Source organism: Pauljensenia hongkongensis (genome assembly GCF_001746855.1).
In the GTDB taxonomy this organism is placed as follows: domain Bacteria; phylum Actinomycetota; class Actinomycetes; order Actinomycetales; family Actinomycetaceae; genus Pauljensenia; species Pauljensenia hongkongensis.
Genome location: NZ_CP017298.1, coordinates 2,112,115 through 2,122,633 on the forward strand (window position 1 = coordinate 2,112,115; position 10,519 = coordinate 2,122,633).

At 68.3% G+C, this 10,519-nt stretch carries 10 protein-coding genes; all 10 read left to right on the top strand.

Annotation, left to right across the window (positions count from 1 at the left end):
- The first annotated feature begins 44 nt into the window (after positions 1-44).
- Positions 45-404 carry an MGMT family protein gene (locus tag BH719_RS08805; RefSeq protein WP_425415313.1) on the top strand — a complete coding sequence of 120 codons (360 nt, stop codon included), beginning with the start codon at positions 45-47 and terminating at the stop codon, positions 402-404.
- A 168-nt stretch (positions 405-572) separates the two neighbouring features.
- On the top strand, positions 573-2,090 hold the full coding sequence (locus BH719_RS08810; protein ID WP_009744491.1) for a sugar ABC transporter ATP-binding protein: 1,518 nt from the start codon (positions 573-575) through the stop codon (positions 2,088-2,090).
- Positions 2,087-3,091, top strand: coding sequence for an ABC transporter permease (locus BH719_RS08815; protein ID WP_009744492.1), 1,005 nt, complete (start codon positions 2,087-2,089; stop codon positions 3,089-3,091). Before BH719_RS08810 ends, BH719_RS08815 begins: the two co-directional genes overlap by 4 nt.
- Positions 3,092-3,182: 91 nt before the next feature.
- A complete protein-coding gene (locus BH719_RS08820; RefSeq protein ID WP_009744493.1) occupies positions 3,183-4,244 on the top strand; it encodes an ABC transporter substrate-binding protein in 1,062 nt (353 codons plus the stop codon).
- Positions 4,245-4,420: 176 nt separating this feature from the next.
- Positions 4,421-6,184: an L-fucose isomerase gene (locus tag BH719_RS08825; RefSeq protein ID WP_009744495.1), complete on the top strand. Its 1,764-nt coding sequence runs from the start codon at positions 4,421-4,423 to the stop codon at positions 6,182-6,184.
- A gap of 206 nt (positions 6,185-6,390) precedes the next feature.
- Positions 6,391-7,797, top strand: coding sequence for a rhamnulokinase (locus tag BH719_RS08830; protein ID WP_009744496.1), 1,407 nt, complete (start codon positions 6,391-6,393; stop codon positions 7,795-7,797).
- A complete protein-coding gene (locus BH719_RS08835; RefSeq protein WP_009744497.1) occupies positions 7,778-8,767 on the top strand; it encodes a LacI family DNA-binding transcriptional regulator in 990 nt (329 codons plus the stop codon). Before BH719_RS08830 ends, BH719_RS08835 begins: the two co-directional genes overlap by 20 nt.
- Before the next feature lie 11 nt (positions 8,768-8,778).
- Positions 8,779-9,210: an RbsD/FucU family protein gene (locus BH719_RS08840; protein WP_009744498.1), complete on the top strand. Its 432-nt coding sequence runs from the start codon at positions 8,779-8,781 to the stop codon at positions 9,208-9,210.
- A 283-nt stretch (positions 9,211-9,493) separates the two neighbouring features.
- Positions 9,494-10,240, top strand: coding sequence for a DeoR/GlpR family DNA-binding transcription regulator (locus tag BH719_RS08845; RefSeq protein WP_034219129.1), 747 nt, complete (start codon positions 9,494-9,496; stop codon positions 10,238-10,240).
- Between the two features lie 10 nt (positions 10,241-10,250).
- On the top strand, positions 10,251-10,519 hold a 269-nt coding region (locus BH719_RS08850), incomplete at its 3' end, for a biotin/lipoyl-containing protein (protein ID WP_009744500.1).

The following is a 10,519-nucleotide window of genomic DNA, read 5'->3' on the forward strand; positions in this document are numbered from 1 at the left end:
CCCTTCCGACGACGGGGAGGGCGGCCGCATTGGACGATGAGCGCGTGGAGGCGGTCCTGCGCCTCGTCGAGGCGATCCCCGAGGGCAGGGCGACCACCTACGGCCGCATCGCCGCGGCGTTCGGCACGGGCCCCCGGGTGGTCGGGCGGATCATGCGCGACTGGGGCGGATCCGTTCCGTGGTGGCGGGTCGTGAACGTTCACGGAACTTTTCCGACAAGTGTGCGCGGGGAAGGGATGGAGCACTGGGAGCGGGAGGGGATGCCCGTTGATGCGGAGCGGGGCCGCCTGCTCCTGGAAGCCTGTTCGATCGAAGAGGACTGGCTGGTGGCAACGGCGGCGCGAATCCTCTCCGACCTGCGGAAACACTCTGATTCTGGAGAGGGTTCCAGGCGCGGGCGGTAACGGCTGGGTAACGTGGGGCACGTTTCGATTCGACTCTTCGGCCCATGTGCTCTATCGTTGTTCCTACGCCAATGAGGGCGACCCCTCAGACGCGATTCCGTTAGCGTTAACGAGACTGAGGGGACACGCTCCAGGAACGTAGAAGTACCTGGTCCCAAGGGGTGAGAAGTGACAAACCTACTAGAACTCAAGGGGATCTCCAAGACCTTCCCAGGCGTCAAGGCGCTGTCCGACGTGGACCTCGACCTTCGACCCGGCGAAGTCCTGGGGCTCTGCGGTGAGAACGGCGCCGGCAAGTCGACGCTGATGAAAGTCCTCACCGGTATCCACAAATCCGACCCGGGCGGCGAGATCTGGCTGCAGGGCGAGCAGGTGGACATCCAGTCCCCCGAGCACGCCCGCGACCTCGGCCTGTCCATCATCCACCAGGAACTCAACATCGTTCCTGACCTGACCGTCGCCCAGAACCTCTACCTCGGGCGCCATGAGTCCTCGAAGTGGATGTACGTGGACGACCGCAAACTCGTGCGCGACGCCCGTGAGCTCTTCGAGCGCCTCAACATGGACATCGACCCCACCGCGCGCTGCCGCGACCTGCCCGTCGCCCGCCTCCAGATGGTCGAGATCGCCAGGGCCCTGTCCTTCGACTCGAAGATCCTCGTGATGGACGAGCCCACGGCGCCGCTGACCACCACCGAGACGGAGGCGCTGTTCTCACTGGTGCGCGACTTCATCACCCCCGAGACGGGCCTGATCTTCATCACGCACCGCATGCCCGAGCTCACCGAGCTCACCGACCGCATCTCGGTGCTGCGCGACGGGAAGTACATCGGGACCGTCGAGACCGCCGCCACCCCCATGTCCGAGGTCGTCAAGATGATGGTCGGCCGCGAGGTCCCCGCCGACGCGCGCCCCACCACCAAGCCGATCTCCGACGAGCCCGTCCTCGAGGTGGAGCACCTGTCGACCGCCAAGGTGGTGCACGACGTCTCCTTCGAAGTGAAGAAGGGCGAGATCTTCGGATTCGCGGGCCTGGTGGGAGCCGGGCGCACCGAGGTCGCCCGCGCCCTCTTCGGGGCCGACCCCCACACGGAGGGGGTCATCCGCATCCACGGGGAGGAGGTGTCGATCAAGAGCGCCACCGACGCCGTCGAATTCGGGATCGGCTACCTGTCCGAGGACCGCAAGCAGTACGGCCTGCTGCTCGACAAGGACATCTCCTTCAACACCTCGCTGGCGACGATGGACAAGTTCACCAAGGCGGCCATCGTCAACGCCCGGAAGATCCGCGCGGTCGCCCAGGAGTACGTGAAGAAACTGCGCACCCGCACCCCCAGCGTGGACGTCGACGTCCGCAGCCTGTCGGGCGGCAACCAGCAGAAGGTCGTCGTCGCGAAATGGCTGGAGCGCGACGCGGAGATCCTCATCTTCGACGAGCCCACGCGCGGCATCGACGTCGGCGCCAAGGACGAGATCTACACGCTGCTGGAGAACCTGGCCTCGCAGGGCAAGGCGATCATCGTGATCTCCTCCGAGCTCCCCGAGGTCCTGCGCCTGGCCAACCGGATCGCCGTCATGGCGCACGGCCGGATCATCGGCGTCCTCGACAACGAGGAAGCCACCCAAGAGAACATCATGGAACTGGCCACCGTCGGTCAGGAACAAGCGAACGGAGAAGTCGCGTGAGCACCGCAGACGACAACAGGGGCCTGGAGGCCCCCTCGCCTTTCACCACTTTCCTCAAGAGGAACATGCAGCTGCTGGTCGTGACGGCCGCGCTGGTGGTCATCCTCCTGTTCTTCTCGATGGCGGCGCCCAACTTCGCGAAGCCGACGATCTACCTCGACATCGTCCTCCAAGCCGCGTTCACCGGCGTCATGGCCCTGGGTGCGACCTTCGTGATCGCGACATCGGGCATCGACCTCTCCGTGGGCACGGGCCTCAGCTTCGTCGCCGTCATGGCCGGCATCTTCCTGGCGGGCGACAAGATGAACCTGCCGCTCGGCCTCGGCCTGCTGCTGACGATCCTGGTCGGCGCCGCCGTCGGCCTGGTGAACGGCTTCAACGTGTCGATCCTGGGCCTGCCCCCCTTCATCGCCACACTCGCGATGATGATGGTCGCCCGCGGCCTGGCGCTGGTCATCTCGCAGACCCAGTCCATCACCATCAAGAACGCCGCGTACAAGAAGCTGGCGACCGGCGAACTGATCCCCTATGTCGCCAACGCGGCGCTCATCTTCGTCGTCCTCACGGTCGTCGCCACCTTCCTCATGAACAAGACCCTGCTCGGCCGCTACGCGCTGGCCATCGGCTCGAACGAGGAGGCCACCCGCCTCTCGGGCGTCAACGTGCGCCTGTGGAAGATCATCATCTACGTCGTCGCCGGCGTGTTCATGGCCATCGGCGCCATCCTCTACTCGGCGCGTTCGGGCCTGGTCCAGCCCGCCGAGGGCGTGGGCATGGAGCTCAACGTCATCGCCGCGGCCGTCATCGGCGGCACCTCGCTGTCGGGCGGCCGCGCCTCGATCCCCGGCGCGCTGGTCGGCGCGCTCATCATGGAGACCCTGAAGAAGGGCCTCATCATGATGAGCATCGCGCAGGACTACCAGTACGTTGTGACCGGTATCGCGATCCTCCTCGCGGTCGCCGTGGACAATATCCGCCGCGCTCGTGAGAACGCGGCCTGACCCATCAACCTTCGATCCAATGAACTCGGACAGAGATGTCCACCGTCCTTTGGCCGGGGCGCCCCCGACCAAAACCATGAAAGGAAAACCAATGCGACCCATCGGACGTATCGTCGCCGTCGCCGCCGTCGGCACCATGGCCCTGGGCCTCACGGCGTGCTCGCGGTCGGAAGACACCTCGTCGACCAGTGGCTCGTCGGGCTCCAACGCCCCGGCGGCGAAGGTCGAGTGCGCCTCGGACAGTGGCGAGGAGTGGGAGAAGTCCATCAAGGAGGGCGACGGCTCCCAGACCATCTACCTCGTGTCCAAGGGTTTCCAGCACCGCTTCTGGCAGGCCGTGAAGGAGGGCGCCGAGGAGGCGGGCAAGGCCTGCGGCTACAAGATCCAGTTCGTCGGCCCCCAGAACGAGAAGGCCGTCACCGAGCAGACCGACCAGCTGAACACGGCGTTCTCGTCCAAGCCCGCGGCCATCGGCTTCGCGGCGCTCGATTCGGCCGCCGCGGCTGAAACGCTGGACAAGATCAAGGCCGAGGGCATCCCCGTCGTCGCCTTCGACTCCGGCGTCGACTCGGACATCCCCGTCACCACTGTCCAGACCGACAACTACGCCGCTGCCGGAGAGGCCGCGAAGCACATGATCGAGATCCTCGGCGACAAGCAGGGCTCGGTCGGCATGGTGTGCCACGACCAGACCTCCACCACCGGCAAGCAGCGTTGCGCGGGCTTCAAGGACTACTTCGAGAAGAACGCCCCGTCCAACCTCACGCTGGTCCAGGAGCAGTACGCGGGCGAGGTCGGCCTGGCCGCTGACACCGCCAAGGGCATCATCCAGGCGAACTCGGACATCGTCGGCATGTACGGCTCCAACGAGGCCGCCGCCTCGGGCGTGGTCCAGGGCGTGTCCGAGTCCGGCAAGTCCGACGTCACGATCGTCGGCTTCGACTCCGGCAAGCCGCAGCAGGACGCCATCAAGGACGGCTCCGAGGCCGGCGCGATCACCCAGTCGCCCAAGCGGATGGGCGAGCTGACCGTCAAGGCCGCGATCGCGGCGATCAACAAGGGCGAGCTGCCCAACGTGATCGACTCCGGTTTCGCCTGGTACACGAAGGACAACATCGCGGACTCCTCGATCGCCCCCAACCTTTACGAGTGACGGCTCCCGCCGTCCGCGTGGGACGAGGCCGGGGCTGAGCACGGCCCAGCCCGGTCCCCCTGGGGCCCGCCGCAGCGCGGGCCCCAGGACAGGCCGAACGAACCAGCACCAATGGATCCGAGGGGGCGCGCGCCCCCGCAGACCACAATGACAACTTCATGGAGGGATGAAGGGACATGACGCAACACCCCCGTATCGGAATCCGACCCACTATCGACGGGCGCCGCAAGGGCGTCCGGGAGAGCCTCGAGGACCAGACCATGGGCATGGCCCGCGCGGTCGCCGGGCTCTTCACCGAGAACCTGCGCTACCCGGACGGCGAGCCCGTCGAGGTCGTCATCGCCGACACCACGATCGGGCGCGTCCACGAGGCGCAGGCCTGCGCCGCGAAGTTCAAGGAGAACAACGTCGGCCTGACCGTCACGGTCACCCCCTGCTGGTGCTACGGCACCGAGACCACGGACATGGACCCCGCCATGCCACACGCCATCTGGGGCTTCAACGGCACCGAGCGCCCCGGCGCCGTGTACCTGGCGGCCGCGCTGGCCGGGCACGCCCAGATCGGCATCCCCGCCTTCGGCATCTACGGCGAGCACGTGCAGGACGCCGACGACTCCTCGATCCCCGAGGACGTGCGCACGCGCCTGCTGGACTACGCCACCGCCGGCCTGGCCGTCGCCCAGATGAAGGGCGAGGCCTACCTGTCCATGGGCTCGGTGTCGATGGGCATCGCCGGCTCCGTCGTCAACCCCGAGTTCTTCGGCGCCTACCTGGGCATGCGCAACGAGTACATCGACATGAGCGAGTTCACGCGCCGCATCGACGAGGGCATCTACGATCCCGACGAGTACGAGCGGGCCTACACGTGGATCCGCGAGAACTTCAAGCAGGGCAAGGACTGGAACCCGCCGGAGTGGCAGTACCCCGACAAGCACGAGGACTGGTGGAAGTTCGTCACGAAGATGACGCTCATCGCCCGTGACCTCATGCACGGCAACCCGCGCCTGGCCGAGCTGGGCTTCGAGGAGGAGGCGGGCGGCCACGGCGCCATCGCCGCGGGCTTCCAGGGCCAGCGCCAGTGGACCGACCACTTCCCCAACGGCGACGTGCTCGAGACCATCCTGAACACGAACTTCGACTGGACCGGCATCCGCCAGCCCTCGGTGGTCGCCACGGAGAACGACTCCCTCAACGGCGCGTCCATGCTCTTCGGCCACCTGCTGACCAACACGCCGCAGATCTTCTCCGACGTGCGCACCTACTGGAGCCCGGAGGCCATCGAGAAGGCGACGGGCTGGAAGCCCGAGGGCCTGGCCGCAGCCGGCCTGCTCGACCTGCGCAACTCCGGTTCCACGACCCTCGACGGCGCCGGCAGGGCGACGCGCGACGGCGAGCCCGTCATCAAGCCCTGGTACGAGCTGACCGAGGAGGACCGCGAGGCCACCCTCGCGGCCACGACCTTCCACCCGGCCTCCACCGGCTACTTCCGCGGCGGCGGCTTCTCCACCCACTTCCGCACCTCCGGCGGCATGCCCATGACCATGTGCCGCATCAACCTGGTGCGGGGCCTGGGACCGGTCATGCAGATCGCCGAGGGCTACTCCGTGGAGCTGCCCGACGAGGTCGCCTTCACCATCGAGGAGCGCACGAACATCGAGTGGCCCACCACCTGGTTCGTCCCGAACCTCACGGGCGAGGGCGCGTTCAAGAGCGTCTACGACGTGATGAACGCGTGGGGCGCCAACCACGGCGCCATCAGCTACGGCCACATCGGCGGGCAGCTGATCACCCTGGCGTCCATGCTGCGCATCCCGGTCAACATGCACAACGTGCCCGAGGAACGGGTCTTCCGGCCCAAGGCCTGGTCGCTGTTCGGAACCGAGTCCCCGGAGGGCGCGGACTTCCGCGCCTGCCAGAACTTCGGCCCGATGTACCGCTGAGAGCCGGGGGACTCCCCCCGATCTGAGTGCTGCGGCGCGGAGCGCCACGGCTCCGCGCCGCAGCACCCGGCCCCCGCGCACGCGCGGGGCACCGGCCCGGCCAAGGGCCGCCTCCGCACGGAGTACCCGGACACAGGGGTCCGGGAGCATAATGGCATTCCCGCCCTCGCCGCACGGGTGGTGGCGGGTGAGAAAGGGAACCCACGATGACCACCGTACTTGCCGTAGACCTCGGATCCGCGTCGGGGCGCGTACTCGCCGGCACTTTCGCCGACGGGCGCGTGGAGGTCGCCGACGTCCACCGTTTCAAGCACCAGGCCCTGCGCGACGGCGCCCGCCTCACATGGGACGTCGAGACCATGTGGGAGCAGACCGTCATCGGGCTGCGCAAGGCCGTCGCGGCCCACCCCGACGCCGTCTCCGTCTCCATCGACACGTGGGGCGTGGATTTCGCCCCACTCGACGCCGACGACGAACTGGTCGGCCCTGTCCGCGCCTACCGCGACGAGCGCACATCCCGCACCCTCGGGGAGTTCCGCTCCCGCCTGGGCGACCGGGAGTTCTTCGACCTCACGGGCCTGCAGCCCGCCACCATCAACACCGCGAACCAACTGGTCGCCCTGCTCGTCGAGGAGCCGGAGCTGGCCGCCAGGGTCGCGTCGGTCCTCTACCTGCCCGACTACTTCGCGTGGCGCCTCACCGGCGTCAAGGGCTGGTCGCGCACCATCGCCTCCACGTCCGGCCTGGCCGAGCCGGGCGCCGGGCGGTTCTCCGACGAGGTCTTCGAGCGCCTCGGCATCCCCCGGCGATGGGTGGGGGGCATCAGCGCCGACCGCACCGTCGTGGGGCAGTGCTCCGTCCCCGGCCTGGAGGGCCTCACCGTCGTGCGCGGCGGCGCCCACGACAGCGCGTGCGCGGTCCACGGCCTGCCCATCGACGAGGGGAAGCGGGCCTACTTCCTCTCCTGCGGCTCGTGGTCGGTCCTGGGCGCCATCGAGGACGCGCCCCTGATGTCGGACGCGGCCTTCGACCTGGGGATCACCAACGAGGCGCGCACCGACGGGGGCGTGCGGCCGCTGTTCAACATCACCGGGATGTGGATCCTCCAGGAGATCCAGCGCCAGTGGGAGCGCGAGGGGACGCCGACCGACACCGACGAACTGGTCGCCCGGGCCCGCCAGTGCCCGCCCGCCGCCGCCTACTTCAACCCCGACGACCCCCGCTTCGCCGAGCCCGGCGACATGCAGCGCAAGATCGACGAGGCCCTGGCCGCCCAGGGGGCGCCCCTTCCCCAGTCGATGCCCGAGTACGTGCGCGTCATCATCGAGTCCTTCGCCCACCGCTACGCCCGCGCCGTCGGCGAGCTGACCGAGGCGACGGGGCGGGCCCCCGACCAGCTCAACCTGGTCGGCGGCGGCGCCCGCAACCGGCTGCTGTGCGACCTCACCGCCTCCCTCGCGGGGATCACGGTCGTGGCGGGGCCCATCGAGGCCTCCACCTTCGGTTCGCTGCTCGCCCAGCTCGAGGCCCTGGGGGAGCTCGACCCCGCCGACCGCCCGTCTGTGATCGCGGCGAGCGCCTCCACGCGTGTCCATGTCCCGCAAGCCCGCTAAGAAGGTCTCGCTGGCTGACATCGCGGCGATGGCGGGGGTGTCGACGAACACCGTGTCCCGCGTGGTGCGCGGCGACCCCGAGGTGGCGGACAAGACCCGCAAGCGCATCGCCGCCCTCATCGATGAGATGGGGTACGTGCCGAACTACGCGGCGCGGGCGCTGGCCTCGAACCGCACGGGGGTCCTCCACGTGCTGCTGGCCGCCCCGATGTTCCACGGGCACGGGCGGGTGCTGCTGGCGGTGCTCAACGCCTCCAGCCAGGCGGGGTACCACGTGTCCCTCTCCTACGCGTACTCGCCCGACGGGCGGCTGCGCTCGGACATCGCGCCCTTCGACGTCGATGGCGTCGTGATCCTGGGGGGCCAGGATCCCACGGTGGAGATGGCGGTCGCCGTCGGCCAGAGGGTCCCCACGGTGCTGGTCCTCACTTCGGAGAAGGGGCTCGACGGGGTCTCCACCGTCGCCATCGACAACGTCCGCGGCGCGCGGATCGCCACGGAGCACCTGCTGGACCAGGGGCTCATCGACGTCGTCCACATCTCCGGGCCGGAGGGGTGGTCGGACGCGGTCATGCGCCGCATCGGGTACCAGCGGGCCTGCGCCGAGGCGGGGGTGCGCCCGCGCGTCCTGGTGCCGGACTCGTGGGACTCGCGCGACGGCTACGACGCGATGCGCGCCCTGAACCGTCTGCCCCAGGGCATTCAGACGGCGAACGACCAACTGGCCCTGGGAGCGATGCGCTTCATCCACGAGAAAGGCGGGACGGTCCCCGGGGACGTGCGCGTCGTCGGCTTCGACGACATCGACGGCGCGGACTCCTACGCGCCGCCGCTCACGACGATCCACCAGCCCTTCGACAGGCTGGGCCGCACGGCCGTGCGCCTGGTCCGCTCCATGATCGACGGGGGCAGGCCGCAGGACATCACGATCGACCCCGAGCTGGTCATCCGGGCCAGCTCCATACTATGAAAGGAACCACAGTGCTGTACGGACCGATGACCCACCCGCAGTTCCTGCGCGCCCTGGCCACCGCCGGCCACGGCTCGAAGATCCTGCTGGCGGACGCCAACTACCCCCACAAGACGGGGGTGGGGCCCGCCTGCGAGCTGGTCTCGCTCAACTACGCCCCCGGGATGCTGGACGTGATCCAGGTGCTCCGGGTCCTCAAGAGGACGATCCCGATCGAGAGCGTGGAGATCATGGTCCCCGACCCCGCCGCCGAGCCGGTGGGGATCCCGATCCACGACGAGTTCAAGGAGGAGCTGCCCGATGTGGAGTTCTCCTCGCTCACGCGCTTCGACTTCTACGACGCGGCCCGCTCCGAGGACGTGGGGATCGTCGTCGCGACGGGGGAGCAGCGCCTGTACGGGAATCTGCTGATCACGGTCGGAGTGCGCCAACCGGACGAGTGAGCGCTTTCGTTTGATTTTCGTTTTCCCATGTGGGCGGCGCTGCTGGCGCCGCCGCGCGGGCAGACTCGCGGCGGGCGGGAACCGGATCGGTCCCGCCCGCCGTTTCCGCGCTTTGTCCGAGCAAAAAGGGGCGTTGTGCGCCCTTCGCCCACTTGAGCGCCCCATGTGCCCCGCTACTGCGGAGACGGTCTGCGGATGATGTTGCACACTTTCGTTTCCTTGTCTACTATGTGCGTAAGAGAAAGTGAAACGACGGGTTTCTGTCCACGAAGAGGTGATGGTCATGGATCGGGCGGCACGCACCGGTTACATCCTCGACCGCCTCGCCGCCGAGGGCGAGGTGAGCGTCGCGGCCCTGGCCGCCGACCTCGGCGTCTCGCCCGTCACCGTGCGCACCACGCTCAGGGCCCTCGAGGTCGAGGGGTACCTGGTGCGCACCCACGGAGGGGCGCGGCCCACCGCCTTCCGCAACATCCACCTGCGCCAACTCGACCGCGTCGAGCAGAAGGAGCGCATCGCGCGCGCCGCCGCCGACATGATCCGCGACGACGACCGCATCATGATCGAGGCCGGCACCTCGTGCGCCCTCATCGTCAAATTCCTCACCCGCAAGCGCGGCGTCCAGATCCTCACCAACTCCGTGCTCGTCTTCGCCAACGCGCGCTCGAACCCCAACCTCAACATCACCCTCACAGGAGGGCAGTTCCGCGCCGAGTCCGAGTCCCTGGTCGGGCCGGTCGCCGAGCGCTCCATCAACGACTTCAACGCCCGCATCGCCTTCCTCGGAACCGATGGCTTCAGCGTTGACCGCGGCCTGACCACGCAGCTCATCGAGGGCGGGCAGGTCGGTGCCGTCATGCGCACCCGCGCAGAAGAGACGTGGCTGCTGGCCGACTCGTCCAAGTACGGGTGCGCCGGTTTCGTCAGCTTCATGGGGATCGACGAGGTCACCGGAATCATCACCGACGATGAGATCCCCGCCCAATCCACAAAGGAACTTTCCGAGCGCACGAAACTGCGCATCGTCTAGGAGGAAATACATGGCCACCATCGTGGTGATGCCCCAGCTGGGCAACTCTGTGGAGTCCTGCATCATCGTGGAGTGGACGGTCGCCGAGGGCGACGCCGTCTCCCTCGACCAGACCCTGTGCTCCATCGAGACCGACAAGTCGACGATGGAGGTGCCCTCCACCGCCGAGGGCACCGTCCTCAAGCTCCTGTGGGACGAGGGGGACGAGGTCCCCGTCAAGGATCCCCTCATCATCGTCGGCGCCCCCGGCGAGGACGTCTCCGGCCTCGTTCCCGGGTC